This is a genomic window from Kitasatospora sp. NPDC004745, assembly GCF_042873275.1.
Lineage (GTDB): Bacteria > Actinomycetota > Actinomycetes > Streptomycetales > Streptomycetaceae > Kitasatospora.
In genome coordinates this window covers 61,724-81,866 of sequence record NZ_JBIALK010000005.1, presented here as the reverse complement: position 1 = coordinate 81,866, position 20,143 = coordinate 61,724, and the positions used below count along the sequence as shown (strand labels likewise).

At 75.5% G+C, this 20,143-nt stretch carries 19 protein-coding genes; 13 read left to right on the top strand and 6 right to left on the bottom strand.

The window, feature by feature from the left end; translation table 11 throughout:
• The first annotated feature begins 12 nt into the window (after positions 1-12).
• From ACFYUY_RS11555 to ACFYUY_RS11540, 4 genes are read left to right on the top strand one after another with little or no spacing between them, the layout of a single operon-like run.
• Positions 13-927, top strand: coding sequence for a phytanoyl-CoA dioxygenase family protein (locus tag ACFYUY_RS11555; RefSeq protein ID WP_360221866.1), 915 nt, complete (start codon positions 13-15; stop codon positions 925-927).
• Positions 924-1,949, top strand: coding sequence for a thiamine pyrophosphate-dependent dehydrogenase E1 component subunit alpha (locus ACFYUY_RS11550; protein ID WP_387900108.1), 1,026 nt, complete (start codon positions 924-926; stop codon positions 1,947-1,949). The genes ACFYUY_RS11555 and ACFYUY_RS11550 overlap by 4 nt, the downstream gene beginning before the upstream one ends.
• Complete coding sequence (locus ACFYUY_RS11545) at positions 1,946-2,914, top strand: alpha-ketoacid dehydrogenase subunit beta (RefSeq protein ID WP_387900106.1); 969 nt, start codon at positions 1,946-1,948, stop codon at positions 2,912-2,914. The genes ACFYUY_RS11550 and ACFYUY_RS11545 overlap by 4 nt, the downstream gene beginning before the upstream one ends.
• Before the next feature lie 56 nt (positions 2,915-2,970).
• Complete coding sequence (locus ACFYUY_RS11540; protein WP_387900104.1) at positions 2,971-3,759, top strand: DUF3050 domain-containing protein; 789 nt, start codon at positions 2,971-2,973, stop codon at positions 3,757-3,759.
• A gap of 32 nt (positions 3,760-3,791) precedes the next feature.
• On the opposite strand, the gene ACFYUY_RS11535 is transcribed toward ACFYUY_RS11540, so the two are convergent.
• Complete coding sequence (locus ACFYUY_RS11535) at positions 3,792-5,141, bottom strand: acyltransferase (RefSeq protein WP_360221877.1); 1,350 nt, start codon at positions 5,139-5,141, stop codon at positions 3,792-3,794.
• A gap of 146 nt (positions 5,142-5,287) precedes the next feature.
• Here ACFYUY_RS11535 and ACFYUY_RS11530 point away from each other — a divergent pair, with 146 nt between their 5' ends.
• The 5 genes from ACFYUY_RS11530 (at position 5,288) to ACFYUY_RS11510 (ending at position 10,622) form a co-directional block, all read left to right on the top strand.
• Positions 5,288-7,642 (top strand): FHA domain-containing protein, encoded by a 2,355-nt coding sequence (locus ACFYUY_RS11530; protein WP_360221880.1) that lies wholly within the window; start codon positions 5,288-5,290, stop codon positions 7,640-7,642.
• 112 nt (positions 7,643-7,754) lie between these two features.
• The gene (locus ACFYUY_RS11525; protein ID WP_360221883.1) at positions 7,755-8,342 is read left to right on the top strand and encodes a hypothetical protein; all 588 of its coding nucleotides are present in this window, start codon (positions 7,755-7,757) and stop codon (positions 8,340-8,342) included.
• Between the two features lie 161 nt (positions 8,343-8,503).
• Positions 8,504-9,490, top strand: coding sequence for a serine/threonine-protein kinase (locus tag ACFYUY_RS11520; RefSeq protein ID WP_387900470.1), 987 nt, complete (start codon positions 8,504-8,506; stop codon positions 9,488-9,490).
• An 85-nt stretch (positions 9,491-9,575) separates the two neighbouring features.
• Positions 9,576-9,953, top strand: coding sequence for a DUF1304 family protein (locus ACFYUY_RS11515; protein ID WP_360221886.1), 378 nt, complete (start codon positions 9,576-9,578; stop codon positions 9,951-9,953).
• Between the two features lie 171 nt (positions 9,954-10,124).
• Positions 10,125-10,622: a hypothetical protein gene (locus tag ACFYUY_RS11510; protein ID WP_360221889.1), complete on the top strand. Its 498-nt coding sequence runs from the start codon at positions 10,125-10,127 to the stop codon at positions 10,620-10,622.
• Between the two features lie 23 nt (positions 10,623-10,645).
• Here the strand turns inward: ACFYUY_RS11510 and ACFYUY_RS11505 are convergent, their stop codons facing one another.
• Positions 10,646-12,013, bottom strand: a complete 1,368-nt coding sequence (locus tag ACFYUY_RS11505; protein WP_387900101.1) for a streptophobe family protein — start codon at positions 12,011-12,013, stop codon at positions 10,646-10,648.
• Positions 12,014-12,317: 304 nt separating this feature from the next.
• Between ACFYUY_RS11505 and ACFYUY_RS11500 the strand changes: the two genes are divergently transcribed.
• Both ACFYUY_RS11500 and ACFYUY_RS11495 read left to right on the top strand, forming a co-directional pair.
• Positions 12,318-13,838 (top strand): DUF6777 domain-containing protein, encoded by a 1,521-nt coding sequence (locus tag ACFYUY_RS11500; RefSeq protein ID WP_360220572.1) that lies wholly within the window; start codon positions 12,318-12,320, stop codon positions 13,836-13,838.
• Positions 13,839-13,981: 143 nt separating this feature from the next.
• On the top strand, positions 13,982-14,443 hold the full coding sequence (locus ACFYUY_RS11495) for a hypothetical protein (protein WP_387900099.1): 462 nt from the start codon (positions 13,982-13,984) through the stop codon (positions 14,441-14,443).
• Here ACFYUY_RS11495 and ACFYUY_RS11490 read toward each other — a convergent pair.
• The 3 genes from ACFYUY_RS11490 to ACFYUY_RS11480 all read right to left on the bottom strand — a co-directional run bounded on the left by ACFYUY_RS11490 (position 14,433) and on the right by ACFYUY_RS11480 (position 17,744).
• A complete protein-coding gene (locus ACFYUY_RS11490; RefSeq protein ID WP_387900097.1) occupies positions 14,433-15,359 on the bottom strand; it encodes an endonuclease/exonuclease/phosphatase family protein in 927 nt (308 codons plus the stop codon). The genes ACFYUY_RS11495 and ACFYUY_RS11490 overlap by 11 nt on opposite strands.
• A gap of 200 nt (positions 15,360-15,559) precedes the next feature.
• Positions 15,560-17,179 carry an LCP family protein gene (locus ACFYUY_RS11485; RefSeq protein ID WP_387900095.1) on the bottom strand — a complete coding sequence of 540 codons (1,620 nt, stop codon included), beginning with the start codon at positions 17,177-17,179 and terminating at the stop codon, positions 15,560-15,562.
• The gene (locus tag ACFYUY_RS11480) at positions 17,172-17,744 is read right to left on the bottom strand and encodes a DUF6542 domain-containing protein (RefSeq protein ID WP_360220584.1); all 573 of its coding nucleotides are present in this window, start codon (positions 17,742-17,744) and stop codon (positions 17,172-17,174) included. Before ACFYUY_RS11480 ends, ACFYUY_RS11485 begins: the two co-directional genes overlap by 8 nt.
• Positions 17,745-18,000: 256 nt before the next feature.
• Here ACFYUY_RS11480 and ACFYUY_RS11475 point away from each other — a divergent pair, with 256 nt between their 5' ends.
• The gene (locus tag ACFYUY_RS11475) at positions 18,001-18,207 is read left to right on the top strand and encodes a hypothetical protein (protein ID WP_360220587.1); all 207 of its coding nucleotides are present in this window, start codon (positions 18,001-18,003) and stop codon (positions 18,205-18,207) included.
• A 71-nt stretch (positions 18,208-18,278) separates the two neighbouring features.
• Positions 18,279-18,983: a lytic transglycosylase domain-containing protein gene (locus tag ACFYUY_RS11470; RefSeq protein ID WP_360220590.1), complete on the top strand. Its 705-nt coding sequence runs from the start codon at positions 18,279-18,281 to the stop codon at positions 18,981-18,983.
• 112 nt (positions 18,984-19,095) lie between these two features.
• Here ACFYUY_RS11470 and galE read toward each other — a convergent pair whose 3' ends face one another.
• Positions 19,096-20,112 (bottom strand): UDP-glucose 4-epimerase GalE, encoded by a 1,017-nt coding sequence (gene galE, locus ACFYUY_RS11465; protein ID WP_360220593.1) that lies wholly within the window; start codon positions 20,110-20,112, stop codon positions 19,096-19,098.
• Positions 20,113-20,143 lie beyond the last annotated feature (31 nt).

The window sequence follows — 20,143 nt, the reverse complement described above, 5'->3', positions numbered from 1 at the left end:
GAGGCACCACCCGTGACCACCGTCACCGAGTTCCACCTCACCGACGCCGAACGCGACCTGCTGCCCACGCCCGAGGAGGTCGCCCACTACCGCGAGCACGGCTGGTACCTGTCCCGCCGGCTGTTCTCCGACGAGGAGCTGGACACCCTCCAGGCCGCCACCGAGCTGTACTACGCCGGCGCACGCGACCGCGAACTGCCCGTCCGCCCGCCCAGACTGGCCTCCTGGGAGCCCTCGCACGGCCCCGTCCAGCGACACAACGACTACGTGCACTACGAGAGCGACGCCATCGGCGCGATCCTGCGCAAGCCCCTGGTCGGCGCGGTGGCCGCGCTGCTCGCCGGGGCCGAGGAGATCCGGATCTTCCAGGCGACCCTGATCTACAAGCCCCCGGTGCCCGGGGAGCCGAGCAACCGGGTGCCCTGGCACTTCGACAAGCACTACTGGCAGACCTCCACCTCCGAGGAGATGCTCACCGCCTTCATCCCGTTCCACGACTGCGGGGAGGAGAACGGCACCATCACCATGGTCGACGGCAGCCACCGCTGGCGGGAGCTGGACTCCGGCGAGGACTCCACCCGGCACTTCGCCGACCGCGACCGCGGCGAGCTGGACGGCATCCTGGCCGCCAACGCCGCCCACAATGGGCAGCAGGTGCGCACCGTCCCGATGGAGATCCCGCGCGGCCACATGTCCTTCCACCACTGCCGCACCTACCACGGCAGCGGCCCCAACCTGGCCGCGTTCCCGCGCCGGGCCGTCTCGCTGCACCTGCAGGACGGCGCCAACGCGTACCGCCGGCACGCCAGGGCCGACGGCGAGCCTGTGGTGTACAACCACGACGTGCTGGTGCGCCGCACCGCGGACGGCCGGCCCGACTACGCCGACCCGCGGTTCTGCCCGACGGTCTGGCGGGGCACCCGGTGACGGCCTCCCCCGGTCCGGCCGCCGGGGCGGCCGGACCCGGCGGGACGGCGCCGCTCGGGACGCCCGCCGAGCGCTACCGGATGCTGCGGCTGATCCGCGGCTTCGAGGAGCTGGCGCTCGGCCTGGTCCGGGCCGGCGCGATCCCCGGCGGCATCCACCCGTACATCGGCCAGGAGGCCGTCGCGGTCGGCGTCTGCGCGGCGCTCGGCCCCGGCGACCGCCTCACCAGCACCCACCGCGGGCACGGCCACGTCCTGGCCCGCGGCGCGGCGCCCGACCGGCTGCTCGCCGAACTCGCCGGCCGGGTCGACGGGTTGAACGGCGGCCGGGGCGGCTCAATGCACGCGGCCGACCTCTCGCTCGGCATCCTCGGCGCCAACGGCATCGTCGGCGCCGGCGCCCCGATCGCGGTCGGCGCCGCCTGGGCGGCCCGGCAGGCCGGCGACGGCCGGGTGGCGGTCGCCTTCTTCGGAGACGGCGCGCTCAACCAGGGCGTGCTGCTGGAATCCTTCAACCTCGCCGCGATGTGGCGCCTTCCGGTGCTGTTCGTCTGCGAGAACAACGGCTACGCCACCACGCTGCCCGCCGCCACCGCCGTCGCGGGCAGCGCGACCGGGCGGGCGGCCGCCTTCGGCATCCCCGCCGAGGAGGTGGACGGCATGGACACCGAGGCCGTGCGCGCCGCCGCGCTGCGCGCGGTCGACCGGGCCCGGGCCGGCGGCGGCCCCGGCTTCCTGGAGTGCCGCACCTACCGCTACGAGGGCCACCACACCATGGAACGCCGGATGAAGCTGCACTACCGCACCCCCGAGGAGGTGGCGGCCTGGCGCGCCCGGGATCCGCTCCCCCGGGCCGCCGCCCTGCTGGACGCCCGGGCCGTCGCCGGGATCGACGAGGAGGTCGCCGGCCGGCTCGCCGCCGCCGAGGACTTCGCGCTGGCCTCCGCGCACCCCGACCCGGCCGGCGCCCTGGACCACCTGTACGCCGACGGGCTGCGGCCCCGGGCGGGGGCGGTGGCATGACCAGGCTCTCGTACACCAAGGCGCTCAACCGGGCGATCGCCGACGAGCTCGCCGCCGACCCGGCGGTCTGCGTGTTCGGCGAGGACATCGGAGCCGGCCTGGCCGGGCCCACGCTCGGCCTGCTGGACCGCTTCGGCCCCGGCCGGATCGTCGACACCCCGCTGTCCGAGCAGGCCTTCACCGCGATGGCGATCGGCGCCGCGCTCGCCGGGCGGCGCCCGGTGCTGGAGTTCCAGATCCCTTCGCTGCTGTTCCTGGTCTTCGAGCAACTCGTCAACCAGGCACACAAGTTCTCTCTGATGACGGGCGGTCAGGCGGCCGTCCCGCTGACCTGCCTGGTGCCCGGTTCGGGCTCCCGGGACGGCTGGGCCGGGCAGCACTCCGACCACCCGTACAGCCTGTTCGCGCACGCCGGGGTGAAGACCGTGGTGCCCGCCACCCCGACCGACGCGTACGGGCTGCTGCGCTCGGCGATCCGCGACCCGGACCCGGTGGTGGTGTTCGCCCCGGCCGCCGCCCTGCCGGTGCGCGAGACCGTCACCCGGGAGCTCGAAGCCGTCCCGCTCGGCAGGGCCCGGATCCACCGGCACGGCACCGACGTGACGGTCGTCGCGGTGGGGCACCTGGTGCACGACGCGCTCGCGGTGGCCGAGGAGGTCTCCGGGACGATCTCCGTCGAAGTCCTCGACCCGCGCACGCTCCACCCCCTAGATTGGGCCGCGCTCGCCGCCTCGCTGGAACGCACCGGTCGGCTGGTGGTCCTCGACGACTCGAACCGCAGCTGCGGCTTCGCCGCCGAGGTGCTGGCCACCGCCGCCGAGGAGATGCACCTGATCGCCCCGCCCCGCCGGGTCACCCGTCCCGACGGTGCCGTCCTGCCCTTCGCCCCCGCCCTCGACCGTGCCCTGCAGCCCGGCCGCGAGCAGCTGCGCCACGCGCTGCACGCCGTCATGAAGCAGCCCTGAAGCAGCCCTGCCCCACCCCCTCTCCCCCGCATTCCCCCCGAACAGAAGGAGTCGACGTGTCCACCAACCGCTACCACTGGGACCGTTCGCACCCCGGCCTGACCAGCCTCCAGCAGGCCATCGACCCGCTGCGCCGCGAGGTGGTCGGCCACACCGTCTACGGCGGGCTGACCAGCATCGGGCGCGTCCGCACCTTCCTGGACAGCCACGTGTTCGCCGTCTGGGACTTCATGTCGCTGCTGAAGAGCCTGCAGCGCGACCTCACCTGCGTGGACGTCCCGTGGGTGCCGAACGGGCCCACCGCCAGCCGCCGGCTGATCAACGAGATCGTGCTGGTGGAGGAGAGCGACGAACTGGGCGAGGGCTACACCAGCCACTTCGAGCTCTACGTCGAGGGCATGCGGCAGGCCGGCGCCGACCCGCGGCCGGTCGAGGAGTTCCTGGGCCTGCTCGGCAGCGGCACCGCCGTCCCGGAGGCGCTGAAGGCCGCGGCCGTCCCGCAGGCCGCGGCCGACTTCACCGGCACCACCTGGTCGATCATCGAGAACGCGCCGGTGCACTGCCGGGCCGCCGCCTTCGCCTTCGGCCGCGAGGACCTGATCCCCGACATGTTCGCCCAGGTGGTCGGCATCGACGACCCGGACGGCGTGCTCACCGTCTTCAAGGACTACCTGGCGCGGCACATCGAGGTGGACGGGGAGCAGCACACCCCGATGGCGATGCAGATGCTGATCGACCTGTGCGGCGACGACCAGGCCAAGTGGGACTCCTGCGCCGAGACCGTCCGCACCGCGCTGCGCGCCCGGGTCGCGCTCTGGACGGCCATCGAGGCCGCCTTCGCCTGACGCACCGCCCCCGAGAATACTCTGACGATCCGTCAGATCACCTTGGGGACCGCCGCGGCCGACGTGGGCAGCTCGTCGGCCGCGGCCCGGAAGCGGTGCAGCGCGGCCCGGCCCTCCGCCCCCCGCACCCGGGCGGCGAGCCGGGCCGGCAGCACGACGGTGGTCAGGAAGCCTGCGCCACCGAACCCCTCGACCGTCCAGCTCACCCACGGGAGCGGGTAGTTGGCCGTCGGGCTGAAGAACACCGGGCGGTGGCCCTGGAAGCTCACCCGGTAGGCGCCGAAGCGGCTCCAGTTGGAGAAGCTGAACCGGCGCGCCTGCGGGTCGAAGCCCAGCGGGACGCAGTCGCGCAGCCGGTCACGGCCGAGCGAGGCCAGGAAGTCCAGGTTGGCCCGCAGGTTGAGGTGGGCGGTCGGGAACTCCTCGACCGCCGCCCGCAGTGCGCCGGCCAGCGCCGCCGGGCCGTCCTTGGGCTGGTGCGGCAGGTGGACGTCGCCCAGCAGGTTGCCCACCAGGGCGGGCGAGAGGCCGAGCCAGCGGCGGGCGTTGACCGGGACGGTCAGCCAGCGCTCGGCCCCGTCGCCGTCCAACTCCCGCAGGGTACAGACCACGTGGGCGCAGAGCACGTCCCCGGAGGAGAGCCGGCGCCCGGCCGCGGCACTGAACTCCTCGCGCATCCGCTCGACCTCGGCGTCCGTGAAGAGGATCTGGACGGTCCGGTTGGCGCGCGGCCCGGCCGCCACCTCGCGGGCCAGCAGCTGCGCCTCCTCCTCCCCCGGCACCCGGAAGCCGGGCCGCCCGCAGTCCGACTCCGGCAGCACTCCGGCCAGCAACGCGTCCTGGTCCTCGACCAGTTCGGCCTCCGGCAGCTCCTCCCCCTCGACCGCCGCCGACCAGATCCGCAGCAGCAGCATGAAGCTGTGCAGGTCGCCGACCGCGTGGTGCCAGGAGCAGCCCAGCACGGTGCCGCCGTCGCCGGTGCGGGTGACCCGCACGGTGAACAGCGGGGCGCCGCCGGTGCGGGCGGCCGGGGCGTCCACCGGGTCGGCCAGGTCGGAGCCGGGGGCCGTCACCCGGCCCATGGCCTCGGCGAGCGTGCCGTCCACGGTGTAGAGGTCCAGCGGGACGCCGGAGTCGTCGCAGACCGCCTCCAGGACGCCGTCCACGGTGCGCAGCCGCCCGGCGAAGACCGGCACCCGCTCCAGGGCGCGGGCCAGGCCGGCGGCGAGCCGCTCGTCGTCCAGCGGCCGGTCGAAGCAGAGGACCACCGAGACGGCGAGGTCGGCCAGCATGGTGTCCATCAGTCCGCAGCGCAGCACCGTGCCCGGGGCACGGCCGGCTCTGACGGTCCGGGACAGGCGCAACTGCGGCCAGATACTCATGCGTTCCGTCCCCGGTGGTTCGGCGGGTGGCTGCGGGCACGCCGAACGATAGTGCCGCGCCGTCACAGTGGTCCAGTCCAATCCCGCGATCCGGGAGGCCCGCCCTCCGGAAGGCCGTGAGGCCGTCCCGGCGATAGAATCCGACCATGGGAGAGCGCCCCGGCGCGTCCGTCGCGCCGCCCCTCGTCCTGGTCACCGACACCGAGTCGCAGCTGATCGAACCGACCCGGGCCTACCACCTGGGCCGCGACCCGACCAGCGAGATCGTGCTGGACGACCCCCGGGTCTCCTGGCACCACGCGGTGCTGCGCGCCGACGACGGCCACTGGCTGCTGGAGGACGTCGGCAGCACCAACGGCACCTTCGACGAGGGCCACCGGGTCGACCGCGAGGACGTCGGCCCCGGGACGAGGCTGCGCTTCGGCGACCCGGCCGACGGCCCCTCCGCGACCTTCGCCGGCCTGCCCCGCCCGGACCCGGGCGAACGGACCTCGCTGCTCGCCCCGCAGTCCTCCGGCACCTTCCGCAGCCCCAGCGCGGTGATCCAGCTGCCCGACCGCACCGTGCGGATCGGCCGCTCCGACGACAACGACCTCGTCCTGGACGACCTGGTGGTCTCCCGCCACCACGCCGAACTGCGCGAACTGCCCGACGGCGGGCACGAGATCGTCGACCTCGACAGCCACAACGGCACCTACCTCAACGGCCGCCCGGTGCGGCGCGCGCCGGTCGGACCGGCCGACATCGTCGGCATCGGCCACTCCGCGCTCTGCCTCTCCGACGGCCGCCTGGTCGAGTACACCGACACCGGCGAGATCTCCCTGGACGTGCAGCACCTGGTGGTCAGGGTCGGCCCCGACCACCGGGTCCTGCTGGACGACATGAGCTTCCCGCTCCCCGAGAAGGCCCTGCTCGCCGTCGCCGGACCGAGCGGCGCCGGCAAGTCCACCCTGCTCAACGCGCTCACCGGGCTGCGCCCCGCCGACGAGGGCACCGTGCTGTACGACGGCCGCGACCTCTACCGCGACTACGCGGAACTGCGCCGCCGGATCGGCCTCGTCCCGCAGGACGACATCCTGCACACCCAGCTGACCGTGCGGCGCGCGCTCTCCTACGCCGCCGAGCTGCGCTTCCCCGGCGACACCGCCAAGCACGAGCGCGAGGCCCGGGTCACCGAGGTGATCCAGGAACTCGGCCTGGCCGAACGCGCCGACCAGGTGATCGCCAGCCTCTCCGGCGGCCAGCGCAAGCGGGTCAGCGTCGCGCTGGAGCTGCTGACCAAGCCCTCTCTGCTCTTCCTCGACGAGCCGACCTCCGGCCTCGACCCGGGCATGGAGCGCTCGGTGATGCACATGCTGCGCGGGCTCGCCGACGACGGCCGCACGGTGGTCGTGGTGACGCACAGCGTGCTGAGCCTCAACGTCTGCGACCGCCTGCTGGTGCTCGCGCCGGGCGGCCGCACCGCCTACTACGGCCCACCCGGCGAGGCCCTGGAGTTCTTCGGCTTCGAGGAGTGGCCGGAGGCCTTCGAGGCCTTCGAGAGCGAGGACCACGAGGCCTGGCAGCGCCGCTTCCGCGCCTCCCCGCAGTACCGGCGCTACGTGGCCGCCGAGTCCGTCCCGGCCGTTCCGGTGCCCGCCGTGCCGCCGCCCGGCGCGCAGGCGCCCTCGATCGGGCGGGAGAAGCCGCAGGGCTGGTTCGCCCAGCTGGGCACCCTCGTGCGGCGGTACACCGCCGTGCTCGCCGCCGACCGGCTCTTCCTCACCATCATGGTGGTGCTGCCCTTCGTGATCGGCCTGATGTGCCGGGTGATGGCCGGCAGCCGGATCACCCCGGACAACGCGGTCAACTGCCTGCTCACGCTCTGCATCGGCGGCCTGCTCACCGGCGCCGCCAACTCGGTGCGCGAGCTGGTCAAGGAGCGGGCGATCTACCGGCGCGAACGCGTGGTCGGACTGTCCCGGTCGGCCTACCTGGTGTCCAAGGTGGTGGTGCTCGGCACGGTCACGGTCGGTCAGGCCGTGGTACTGACCGTGGTCGGACTGGCCGGGGTCGACCTGTCCTTCGCGGTGCCGACCGGAGTGGTCATGCCGCAGCTGCCCGAGCTGATCATCGCGGTCGCGCTGCTCGCCTTCTCGGCGATGATGCTCGGCCTGGTGGTCTCGGCCGTGGTGGAGAAGGAGGAGGCCACCATGCCGCTGCTGGTGCTCCTCTCCGTCGTCCAGATCGTCTTCAGCGGGCTGATGCTCAAGCTGCACGGGGTGCCCGGGCTGGAGCAGTTCGCCTGGCTGATCCCGTCCCGCTGGGGACTCTCCGCGATGGCCCGCACCATCGAACTGCACAGCATCTTCCCGACCAACATCACCGTCGACCCGATGTTCCGGCACGAGCGCGCCGGCTGGCTCTTCAGCATGGCCGTGCTGCCCGCCCTGTCCGTCGCCTACGGCCTGGCCGTGCTGGCCCTGCTGCGACGGCACGAGCCCGCCATCATGCGGCGGTGACGGCGGCCCCGGGCTGGACCGGACCGCCGCCGGTAGAGTGGGAGACAGACCTGTGCTGCGAATCGTGCCGCGCGCGGCCGCGGCTCGCGCGGCGGAGGAAATGTAGCCGCCCATGGACGAGTTCGCGTTCCGCCCCACCCACGTCGCCCCGCCGGCCGGGATGGCCACCTGGACGGCCCCGGACCCGGCCCGGCCCTCCGCCCGGCTGGACGCCCTGCTCCCGGTGCGCCTGCTCTCCCGGCAGGGCGACTGGGCGCAGATCCTCTGCTCCAACGGCTGGTCCGCCTGGGTGGACGGCCGCCTGCTGATCACCCTGCCCGACACCCCGCCCGCCGTCGGCGGCCCGCCCGCCCGCACCGCCGACCCGCGCCCCGCGCTCGCCGACGCCGAGTCCGCGCTGGCCCGCTACCGGACCCTGCTGGAGGACCTCGCGGCCGGTTCGCTGGACCTGGAGACGTTCCGGGACCGGGCCCGCGGCCTGCGGATCGGGCTGGTCGTCGAGGGCGAGGCGCTCTGGGTGTTCGACCCGGTGCACGACCGGTGGTGCTACTGCGACGGCCTCCAGCTGCAGACGTACGCGGCCACCGACCGGCCCGCACCGACCCCCGCGCCCACGCCGCGGCCCTCGCCCGCCCCCGGGCCCGCCCCGCAGGAGCCCGCGCAGGGCCCGTACGCGCCGACCAGGGCGGTCGACCTGTGAACCCGACCGAACCGGCCGACCGGCGGCCGCCCGACCCGCCCCCCGACCCGTCCCCCGACCCGCTGCCGGAGGGGCCCGCCGGCCGTCCGCCCGGGCCGCCCCCGGAGGGGCCGCCGGACGGGCCGACCGACCAGCTGTCCGCCCCCAGCCTGCCGGCCGGCATGGTCGGGCGCCGGATCGCCGGCTACCGGCTCGACGGGGAGATCGGACGCGGCGGCATGGCCGTGGTGTACCGGGCCAAGGACCTGCGGCTGCGCCGGACCGTCGCCGTCAAGCTGCTCGCCCCCGAACTGGCCCGCAACGAGGTGTTCCGCCAGCGCTTCATGCACGAGTCCGAGGCCGCCGCGGCGATCGACCACCCGCACATCATCCCGGTGTTCGAGGCCGGCGAGCACGAGGGCATCCTGTTCATCGCGATGCGCTACGTCGAGGGCGGCGACCTGCGCGGCCTGCTCAACCGGGGCGGGCCCTTCCCGATCGAGCGGGCCGCCCGGCTGGCCCTGCAGATCGCCTCCGCACTGGACGCCGCGCACGACCACGACCTGGTCCACCGCGACGTCAAACCGGGCAACGTGCTGGTCGCCGCCGGGACGGACAGCGAGCACCCCGAGCACCTGTACCTGGCGGACTTCGGGCTCACCAAGAAGTCCCTCTCGCTGAGCGGGCTGACCAGCGTCGGCCAGATCGTCGGCACCCTCGACTACGCCGCGCCCGAGCAGATCTCCGGCAAGCCGCTGGACGGGCGCTGCGACCAGTACAGCCTCGGCTGCGTGGTCTTCGAGATGCTCGCCGGCACCCCGCCGTTCCGCCGGGAGAGCGACCTCGCCCTGCTCTGGGCGCACCTCAACGACCCGCCGCCCGAGCTGCGCACGCACCGCCCCGACCTGCCCGCCGCCGCGGCGGCCGTGATCACCCGGGCGCTCGCCAAGGCGCCCGCGGAGCGGTACGCCAGCTGCCTGCAGTTCGTCGCCGAGCTACGCGCGGCCAGCGCCGCGGCGCCCGGCCGGGGCGACGGCGCGGAGCCCTGGAACGGGGCCGGGCCGCCCACCCAGGTCGTCCCGGTGGCCACCGGGCCCGGCCCGGGGCCGGGCGCCGTGCCCGAGCCGCCGGCCTGGGCCGCACCGGTGGTCCACCCGCCGCCGCGGTGAGCGCTCCCGACCCCCGCCCCGGCCGTCCGCCCGCCGGGTCGCCCGCCGCCCGCACCGCCCGCCGCCGTCCCGAGGAGTCGCACCCATGAACGCCGTGAGCCAGGTCTTCGCCATGCTCGCCGCCGCGATCCACCTCATCGCGTGGCCGCTGGAGAGCTTCCTGTACGGCCACCCCCGGGTGCGGTTCCTGCTCACCGGCAGCACGGCGGACGCCCCGGAGGTGCGGCTCTGGCGCTTCAACGTCGGCTTCTACAACCTGTTCCTGGCGCTCGGCCTGGTCGCCGGACTGGTCCTCCTGCACACGGACGGCCACACCACCGCGGGGCGAGCGGTGATCAGCTACATCGGGGCCTTCCTGGTGGCCGGCGGCATCACCCTGTTCGTCTCCGAGCGCCGGCTCTGGCGGGTGGCCCTGGCCCAGGCCGTCCCGGCGGCGGTCGTCCTGCTCGCGCAGGCGTTCTGAGCCACCCCGCCCGCCGACGCCGGGCCGCCAGCCGACGCCACCCCGCCGGCCGGCGCCGGGCCGCTGCCGCCCGGCGGCCTCCCGTGCGGCGCGTTTCGCCCGCCCGCGCCGCGGCAACAATCCGCCTGCCCCCGCGACGCGCGCGGCGGCGGACTCCCGGGGGTGGCGGGCATGGCGCGGTCGTCGATCGGCGAGCGGTACGTGGTGAGCATCGGCTGCCGGGTGGCCGTGGAGCGGGGGCCGGCCACCACGACCGTCCGGTGGAGCGTGTCCCACCTGCCGCCCGGCGGATCGCCCCGGCCGGCCGCCGGGCGCCGGGACGTCGGACTGATCTGCCCCCGCTGCACGCAGGCCTTCTCGGTGCGGGTGGAGAGCGCGGGCCGGGCGCGGGGCAAGCAGCTGGTCCAGCGGGTGCTGGGCTGGCTGCTGGTCCTCTCGCTGCTGGTCACCCTCCCGATGCTGGTCCACCTCGGCGGGCAGACCGTCGAGGAGGGGGACGACCGGGCCGTCGACACCATCGGGGTCCTGGTCGCGCTGGCGGCCGCCGGGGTGGTCGTCGGGCCGTCGCTGCTGGCCACCGCGAAGCTGCACAGCGGGGTCGGCCGGCTCCGGCGGATCCGGGAGGGCGGCGGCCGCACCGTCCGGGTCCGGGGCCACCGGCTGTTCTGACGCCGGCACCGGCCGCCGGGCCGTCAGCCCGGCGGGCCCGCCGCGTCCGCCGGCCGCGCCGGGTCGGCGACCTCGCCCCGGCGACCCGTCCGGGCGGCCAGCAGCGCGCCCAGGGCGCCGGTGAGCAGGCCCCAGCCCGCGGCGAGCGGGACGGCCGTCAGCAGCACCGGTTGCAGCGTGAGGCTGCCGCTGCCCAGCCCGGACAGCGGGTTGGTGCCGCCGAGCACGCTGCCCAGCAGGTCGCCCAGGCCGCCCTCGCCGACGCCCACCCCGAGGACGGACAGGCCGTAGCTCGCGTCCACCCGGGTCCAGAGGCCGACCAGGAGCATCGTGACCGCGGCGGCCAGGGCGAAGCGGACGGCGTGCCGCCAGAGCGGGACGCCGCGCGGCGAGCGGTGGGCCGCCAGGAACCCGGCGGCGAGCATCAGCACCGCCGCCAGCGGCAGCAGCCACCAGCTGCGGGCGTCCTGGTCGGCGAGGGTGCCCAGGTCGACGGTGGCCGTTCCGCCGCCCGGGGCGCGCAGCACCTCGGCGAGCGGTTCGGGCACCGGTAGGCCGAGCGCGCCGTCGAGCCGCCCGTGCCACTCCGCGCCCAGCCCGACGCCGAAGGCCATCCAGACCAGATTGGGCAGCGCGAGCAGCACCACCGCCATGGTCTGCCTGGCGTTCCCGTGCACGACCGCGGTCAGCACCCCGGCCACCACCCCGATCGCCACATAGCCGAGCAGCACCGCCCAGAGCGCGAACGCGGCCGGGCGGACGGCCAGTTGGTAGCGCACCAGGGAGCGCGGCAGCGGTGCCCGGCGGGACACCGCGAAGGTCCCGGCGAGGACGGCGAGCAGCCAGGCCAGACCGATCCCGATCGTGCTCGGGGCGTCCGCGTGGAAACCGACCTCAGGGGTGAGCCCGAGCGCGCCGCCGATGGACTGCACCAGGTCGTTGCCGAGCGGGACGGTGAAGGTGTGCCGGGCGCCGAGGGTCAGCAGGACCAGGGCGACCAGCCAGAGCGCCACCGTCCGGGCGATCCGGCCGAGCAGCTCACCGCCCGCCGCCACCGCGCGGAAGCGCAGCTGACGCAGGAACACCTCGGCCATCACCACCGCGCCGGCCAGCGAGACGGACAGCGGCATCGCACTGATCCCGGCGTCCAGCGCGGCGAACTGGCCCGCACCACCGTCGAGTTGGACGGAACCGCCGACGGCCAGGGCCAGCGTCGCGGCCAGCACCGACGGGAACCCACCGCCCGGCAGGTCGTTCGCACCGGCCAGCCAGAGGCCCAGCGCGGCCACCGCCGCCATCGCGGCGACCCCGGCCAGCACCACGGCGAGCGCGTCGAGCCAGCCGCGCAGGGCGCCGGGCGGGCCCGCGACGCGGGGCGTGGGCTGCTGCATGGGGCCTCCTCGGTGCGTGGGGCTTCGCGTCCCAGAGTGGCCGACGCCCGGCGGGCACGCTCGGCGGGCGGTCCCGACGGACGGTCCCGACGGGCGGCGCCGACCGGCGACCCCCGGCGCCCCCGGCAGGCGGTTCGCGGGGCGCGACCGGCGGCGGCGGCACCGACCCGGACGGCGGGCACGCTCGGCGACGCCGGCCGCACCTGCTGTTGCGGCCGCCGGGGAGCCGGGGGGAAATGGAACCCCAGTGGCAGGAGATCCCCTTGTCGGCGCGCCCGCCGGCCGCCTGCGAAACGGAGCCCCGATGAGTTCCCAACCGCCCCCGCCCGGCCCGCCGAGCGAGCCGCCCTTCGGCCCGCCGTCCGGGCCCCCGTCCGGCCCGCTGTCGGGCCCCCAGTCCGGCGGGGGCACGGCCGGTCCGCCGTCCGGCTCCTCCGGCTCCTCCGGGATGTCCGGGCCGCCGTCGGGGCCGGGCGGTCCGCCGTCCGGGGGCGGCCGCGGGCCGCACAGGCCGTGGTGGCGCTCCGGGAAGGGCCTCGCGCTGGCCGCGGGCACGGTGGTGGTGGCCGTGCTGGCCACGGTGCTGATCGTCAACAACCAGGGCGGCCACAACGACGCCGTGCCGGCCGCGAACGAGGTCGCCCTGCAGGCCCCGTCGGATCCCGGACCGGACCCGTTCACCCCTTCGGTGGAAACCCAGGCGGTCGCCGCGCCCGCCCCGCAGCCCGCGACCTCCCAGGGGCAGCAGCCGGCGCAGAGCGGCAAGCCGACGAGCGGCTCCCCGGCCACGCTCCACAGCGTGGAGGGCAGCTCCGCCGGGCTGTACGGCGGGACGATGAACAAGCCCAGCTGCGACACCGAACGCCTGATCACCATGGTCTCCGCCGGGGACGGCGGGCGGGCCTGGGCCTCGGCCGCGGGCATCGAGCAGTCCGCCATCCCCTCCTACCTGCGGTCGCTCACCTCGGTCTACCTGCGGGTGGACACCCGGGTGACCAACCACAGCTACAAGTCCGGCGCCGTCACCGAGTACCAGAGCGCGCTGCAGGCCGGCACCGCCGTGCTGGTCGACGCCCAGGGCGTGCCCCGGGTCCGCTGCTCCTGCGGGAACCCGCTGAAGCCGCCCGTCCTGGTGAGCAACGCCAAGTACACCGGGAAGGCCTGGACGGGCTTCCAGCCGACCACGCTGGTGGTCGTGGTGCCGGCCCCGCAGCCGGTCACCGAGATCGTCCTGGTGAACATCGAGACGGCCGGCTGGTTCGCCCGGGTGACCGGGCAGATCAAGGTCGTCGACAAGCGCGTGGAGCAGCCCAAGGGTCCGCTGGCCCCGGGGGTGCCCCCGCCGTCGAAGATGACCCCGACCACGGCGCCCGCGACGTCCTCGTCCTCCTCCGGGACGACCTCCGGGTCCGGCTCACCCAGCACCTCGGGCGCCACCTCCTCCGGCGCCACCTCCTCGGGTGCGACGAGCTCCGGCGCGACGTCCTCCGGCGCCACCTCCTCGGGTGCGACCAGCTCGGGTGCGACGAGCTCCGGCGCGACCAGCTCGGGTGCCACCTCCTCCGGCGCGACCAAGTCCGGTGCGAGCAGCTCCGGCGCGACCTCCTCCGGCCCCACCTCGTCGACCTCCTCGGCCTCCAGCGTCAAGACCACCGCCACCGGCAGCACGTCCGCGGGAACCGCCGCCGGCAGCACGAAGGCCACCGCGGCGGCGACCACCGGAACCACCACGGCCCACACCCCCACGGCGACCTGCGTGACCAGCGTGCCCGCCACCGGGACGACCCTGCCGCCCTGCCCCACCACCTCGGCCGCGACACCCTGACCCGGCCCGGCCGGACCGCCCGGACCGCCGCCACCGACCCCACCGCGGGCCGGTGGCGGCCCGCGGTGGACAGAAGTTGACAGTTCGTCAGAACCACCACCCTGGCCCCTGCGGCGCGATGTGCGGCCGGTATCGTCCGGGCCATGAGGGAACTCTTGGCGCGGGCGTGGTCCCTTCCCCTGGCGGGCTCGGCGGTCTCGCTGCTGGTGCTGTGCTGGAGCCTGTTCGCGGCCTCCGCGCAGTGGCGGGCCGCGAGCCGCATCGACGCCGCGCCGTTGCGGGTGGACGGAACGGTCAGCGCCGTGACCCTCCGCAAGGGCGGCTGGCTCTACACCGTCACCTACACGGTCGGCGACCGCGGCTTCAGCACCACGGCGCTCGGCCTCAAGCGGGTCGAGCACCCGCAGGTCGGCACGACCGTGCCACTGGAGGCGGCGGCGGACGACCCGGCGACCGTCCGGGTGGTCGGCGACCGCTACCCGAACGAGGACATGCCGGCGACCTACGTGCTCGCCGCGGTCGCCGCGACCGCCGTCCTGCTCTGGTCGGCCGGCCGGCTCGTCCGCCGCGCCCTGACCGGGCGGGGTCCGACTCCTATCCTGTGACGGCCAGTTCGGCCACCACCGCGCGGTGGTCGGCGCCCGGCACGGTGTGCTCGGAGACCGAGACGGCCGTCAGCGCCGCGCCGTGCAGGACGTGGTCGATCTGGATCACCGGCGGCAGGTAGGGGAAGTCGGCGTTGTCCTCGGGCCAGGTGGGCCGGATGCCGCCGCCCAGCTCCTCGTGGGTATCGGTGAGACCGGTCGCGAGCAGCTCGCGCATCGGGGCGTGGTCCAGGGTCGCGTTGAAGTCCCCCAGGAACACCGCGGCGCGGGGGGCGCCCCGGGCCGCCGCGCGCAGCCCCGCGAAGTCCTCCCCCCAGCGGCGGGCGTCGCCCAGCGGGTAGTAGGTGTGCACGGCGGTCAGCCGCACCTGCCTGCCGCCGACCGTCACCTCGGCCGCGAGCTGGGCCCGGGCGGCCGCCGGGGCCGAGGCGTCGACCGGGGCCAGCGGCAGGCGCGAGTACAGGGCGGTGTCGCCGTCGATCCTCCGGTGCGGCAGCAGGTCGGCGATCCCCGCCCGGTCCATGGCCTCGGCCGTCGCGGTCCGCAACTCCTCCACCGCCAGCACGTCCACCCGCTGCTCACGCACCAGCCGCACCAGCGCGGCCGCGTCGGCCTGCCCCAGGTACGCGTTGCTGGTGGCCACCCGCAGCCGCGGCGCGTCAGCCGCCACGCTGCCCCCGTCAGCCACGAACCTGGGCGCCAGCCAGCAGAGTTGCACCACCGCGAGCAGGCCGGCCACGGCCGCCACCCACCAGGAGCGCAGCGCCAGCAGCACCCCGAGCAGCAGCAGGGTGCCGAGCGCGGCGTACGGCAGCAGCACCATCGGCAGGGCCAGCACCGTCCCGTCGTCCGCCCCGGTCACCCGCACCGCGACCAGCCCGGCCGGCAGCACGAGGGCGACCCCGCACGTTCCCACGAGACCCGTCCGCCACCAGCTCCCACCGGCCACCACGTACCCCTCCCGTCACCGTTTCCTCTCAGGACGAAGGGTCCCCGGGTGCGGTTCCGGTCGCCGGCCGGCCCGGCGGGCAGCGGGGCGGAGGGCAGCGGGGCGGCGGACGGCCTTGCGGCGGACGACGGGGCGGTGTCCGCCGCACCGCCCGCCCCGCGGCCCGGTCAGTCCACGCACGGGATCCCGCCGGCCTTCACCGCCGGCCCCTGCATCGGCAGGCCGGCGGCCGGGTCCGCGGCGGGGTCGGCGGGCGGCGTGGTGGCGGCGCCGGGGGCCGGGGTCCGGGTGGCGGCCAGGGTGAGGAGGACGTGGCCGGGCGCCACGCCGGCGCCCGGGGCCGCCGTGACGCCGTAGCGGGTGGCGAGCTGCTGGGCGTCGGCCTTGGCACCGGTGCCGTAGGTGACGGTGGTGGTCCTGGCGCGGGCGGCGGTGTCCCCGATCCGGCCGGCCTGGTAGCCGAGTTCGGTGAGGGCCCTGGACTCGGCGGCGGCCGCGCCGGCGCCCGCCGCGGCGTTGACGTCGACGACGGCTCTGGCGGCGGTGCCCGGTGTGGCGGCCGGTGTCGTCGGGGCGGCGGGCGGCGGGGCGGTGCTCTCGGCGGCCGGCTCGGAGGGCGCGGGCGCGGCCGGGGCGGGGCCGGGCTCGCGGGTGGAGAAGAGCTGCCGGACGATCTTCCGGATCAGGTCCGGGTTGACGGTGTTGACCTCCTGGCCGCCGACGTTCTTGAACCCAGTGATCGGCAGGGTGTTGAACTCGACGTTCCCGCCGGTCAGGTTGGGCGCCTGCTGGGCGAAGTCCAGGATGTTCCACTCGTTGTCGATGACGACGTCCTTCTTCACCACCCCGAAGAGCTTCTGCATCTGCCCGAGGTCGTTGAGGACGCCCTGCTGTTTGAGCCGGTACTCGACGGAGGAGATGAACGCCTGCTGGCGGTGGGTGCGGTCGAGGTCCCCGTTGGTGAGGTGGTGCCGCTGGCGGACGAAGGACAGGGCCTGCGCGGCGTTCAACGAGCTGATGCCGGCGGGCAGTTTGAGCCCGGTACCGCCGCCCTCGTGGGTGGCGGTGCGGGCGGTGATCGGGTCGTCGACGGGATGGTTGAGGCAGACCTTGATCGGCTCGACGGCCTTGGCGATGTCGTAGAAGCCGATCAGGTTGACCTCGGCGAAGTGGTCGATCGGGACGTCGAGGAGGCTCTGCACGGTCTGGATGGTGGCGGAGCGCCCGGCCTCGCGGCTCTGCCGTTCCAGGTCGGCCTTGGAGAGACCCTTGCCGGCGAGCTTCAGTTCGGCGGCCTCCTTGGCGATGCCGTAGGCCTCCTTGATCTTGTGCATCCTGCCGTCGGCCCCCACGGTCTGCACGTAGTCGTCGCGCGGGACGGAGAGCGCGGTCACCTTGCCGCCGTCGGCGGGGATGTGCAGGACGATCAGGGCGTTGGTGTTGTAGCCGCCGATCTCGCTGGAGCCGGCGTGCAGTTCCTCCTCGACGAACTGCTTGGGCAGGTCGTTGCCGTCCATGTCCTTGCGGCTGTCGAGGCCGATCAGCAGCAGGTTCACCGACTTGTCGAGGTGCGGCGGCGCGTTCTTCTTGGCCTCGCTGAGCGCGGCGGACTTGATCATCCCGTCGTCGAGGCTGCGGTACTCGTACCAGGTGAAGCCGCTGGCGCCGAGCACGGCGATGGAGACGGTGCAGGCCAGCGTGCGGCCGGCCACGGTGAGCGGGGCGGGGCCGCGGCGCGGGGCACGGCCCCGCGGGCGGGGGCGGGGGCGCTGAGTGCGTTCAGCCACGGCGGCTCCTTCCGGTCGGGGGGTTCACGGCGCCGGTCCGGGCGCGGTCCAGGGCGACCCGGACGGCGACGGCCAGCAGGGCGGCCCCGACGGCGGCGGCCATCACCGGGAACGCCCCGACCACCCAGCGCAGCGCGCCGGTGCCCAGCCGCCGGCCCTGGTAGGCGTCCGGGTGCCACAGGTACTCGGTGCCGGACGCGCCGAGCAGCACCACCACCGGCGCGGCGGTGACGACCCACCAGCGCCCGGCGCGGCTGCACAGCGCGGCCGCCGCCCCCGTACCGGCGACGGCGCCGAGCGCGAACAGCACGCCGACGCCGGGGCCGCCGAGCTCGTCGAGGGCGCCACCGAGCAGGGGCAGGCCGACGGCGGCGAGCGGCACCGGCCAGCCGCCGCCGCGGCGGACCGGCGGGCGGCGCCGGGTCGCTCCGGCGCGCCGGGCGGGGGCAGCGGCCGGGCCGGGCCCGTCCGGGTCGGCCGCCCGGGTGCGCTGCGCGGGGACGGCGGGGTCGTCGGTGCGCCGTCCCGCGTCCTGGTACGGCGTTCTCGCCCGCTGCCCGGCCATGCGCACTTCCCTCGGTCGATTCGGCTGCCACGGCGCGTGCACGCCGTCCTGCGTGCCGGGACGCGGTCGTCCCGGCGGCGACTCCCACCGGCTCCGGTCCGGTGGAGCCCGGACCGGAGCCGACCGACCCATTTCAGCAAAGTCACCCGCCGACTTCCGGGAGGGCGAAGCGCCTGGTGGGCCGTCGTGAGGACGGGCATGATCCCCGCCACGTCGGCACACCATCAGGAACGCGCCAGAGGAGCGGAGCGTCACCATGTCGGAGGGTCCGGAGGACCTCGCGGACGGGGCGGCCGGCCTCGGCCGCGGCCACGGCGGGGTGGTCGGGCGGCGCCCGGCGGAGGTCGGCGACGTGGGCGACGACCGCACGGACGGCAGGTGCGACGGCGTCTTCGACACCGTTGTCGAGCATCCGCGGGAGCTCCCGGGCGGCCTCGACGGGGCGCACGGGCCCGCCGAGTAGCCTGCAACGGGGCACGATCACCGGTGCGAGGGTCGCACACGGGTACGGGACGACGGGGAGGGCCGGAAGCGGTGAGCGAGGAGCAGCAGGGGCCGCGCTGGGGGCGCTGGCTCGTCGTCGGCGTCCTGGTCGCGGCCGGCTGGGGCATCGTGCGCGGCGGTGGCCATCCGACCGACCCGGTGCCGTCCGGCGCCCCGTCGACGTCCGCGCCCGCCGACGCGGGCCGGGCCCCGGGGGCCGCCGACGGGCCGTCCGCGTCCGCCGCGCCGGCGAAGCCCTCGAAGCCGTCCGGGCGCTACGACCCGGCCGACTACGCGGCCCCGGTGCGCCGGTTCGCCGCCGAGGCCGGGGTCAACCCCCAGCTGCTGATGGCGATCCTCTACAACGAGTCCTACAAGCCGCACGACCCCGAGCTCGAACGGGCCTGGCAGCGCGGCAAGCCGGACGCCTCCTTCGGCATCGCCAACATGCACCGCGCCGCCTTCGACGACACCAAACCGGGCCGCCCGTTCGCCTCCCGGCAGTGGGAGGAGCTGCCCGACGACCGCGACCTGGCCGTCCAGGCCGCCGCCTGGCACCTGCACGACCTGGCCGCCCAGCTGCCGGCCCGCGTGAGTGCGCCGCTGAACCACGACGAGCTCCTCGCGCTGGGCTACAACGCCGGCGCCGGGAACATGCTGGCCTTCGCCCGCGGCGTCAAGGTGGGCGCGCAGGCGCAGTCCTACCTCGACCGCCTGCACGACAACTGGGCGAAGTCGGGCACCGCCGTGCAGTGAGGCCTGCCGCGGCCCGCGGGACGGACCGCCCCGGGTGCCCGAACGCGGGGCCCGGGGCGGGCGGCGCGGCGGCCCCGGGCCGGGGCCGGGGCCGGGGCCGCCGCGGTGTCCGTCAGCTGGCGCCGAGGCGGGCGGTCCACGCGGCTCGCCAGGCGAGGGCGTCGGCGACCCCCTCGGCGATGCCGCGCTGCGGCTTCCAGCCGAGCAGCTCGCGGGCGGTGTCGACGGCGGCGTAGCAGCCGATCACGTCGCCGGGGCGCGGCCCGGCCTCGCGGACGTCCAGCTCGGCGCCGACGGCCTGCTCGAAGGCGGTGACGAGCTCCCGGACGGTGGTGCCCTCGCCCGTCCCCACGTTGACGACCCGGTAGCGGTCCGCGGCGCCGTCGGCGATCACCTCGTCGAACCGGGTGAGCGCCGCGACGTGCGCCTCGGCGAGGTCCTGGACGTGGATGTAGTCGCGGATGCCGGAGCCGTCCCTGGTCGGCCAGTCCACGCCGGTGACGGTGAACGGGGTGCCCTCGGTGTGCGCCTCGATCAGCTTGCCGAGGACGTGGGTGGGCTGCAGGTTCTGCAGGCCGGTGCGCAGCTGCGGGTCGGCGCCGATCGGGTTGAAGTACCGCAGGGCGATCACCCGCTGCCGCTCGGCGCCCTCCCCCCGGGTCCAGTCCTCGAGGACCTGCTCCATCATCTGCTTGGTGCGCGCGTAGGGGCTGCCGGCGTCGACCGGGCTGCTCTCGTCGACCCGGGCGTCCGGGGTGGGCGCGTAGATGGAGGCGGAGCTGCTGAAGACCACCCGGGTGCAGCCGTGGCGCTGGAGGGCCTCCAGCAGCTCGACGGTCTTGGCGACGTTCTCCCGGTAGTAGTAGAGCGGTTTGGCCACCGACTCCGGGACGACGATCCGGGCCGCGCAGTGCACGGTGGCGTCGATGTCGGGGTGCTCGGTGAAGATCCGCTCGAGCAGCGCGGCGTCGGCGATGTCGCCCCGGTAGAAGACCCGGCCCTCGACGAACTCGGCGCGGCCCTGGGAGAGGTCGTCGAGGACGACCGGGGTGACGCCCCGGTCCAGCAGGGCGGAGGCCACCGTACTGCCGATGAATCCCGCACCACCGGTGATCAGGACCTTCTTCATGCGCGGACGCTCCCTCGCGGTCGGCCGGGCG